This is a genomic window from Caballeronia sp. M23-90 (assembly GCF_053574605.1).
The window spans coordinates 1-250 of the sequence record NZ_JBSIPA010001083.1 but is presented as its reverse complement, the minus strand read 5'-3'; the positions used below and the strand labels follow the sequence as shown (position 1 = coordinate 250).

General features: G+C 54.4%; 1 pseudogene. It reads right to left on the bottom strand.

The window, feature by feature from the left end:
• Nucleotides 1-116 precede the first annotated feature (116 nt).
• Nucleotides 117-250 (bottom strand): annotated as a pseudogene (locus ACRXB1_RS37905) (IS30 family transposase); the annotation flags it as partial.

The following is a 250-nucleotide window of genomic DNA, read 5'->3' as shown; positions in this document are numbered from 1 at the left end:
TTTTAAACGCAGCAGCACCGGGCGGTTTGAAGCCTGCTCCTGCAAGCCGACTTCGAGAGGCCTTCTCCCATCTTCGATACAGCATCACAAGCTCTCGCTCATGTTCGTGACACACCGCAGAAATAGATCTCCAGACCCGTATCGATTCGAAGTTGCACGTGCTGGGCCATCTCTGCGCCTTGATCCCATGTGAGCGATCGCCACAAGTGCTCAGGCAATAACACGATCTTCGCAGCTATGGCATTGCGGA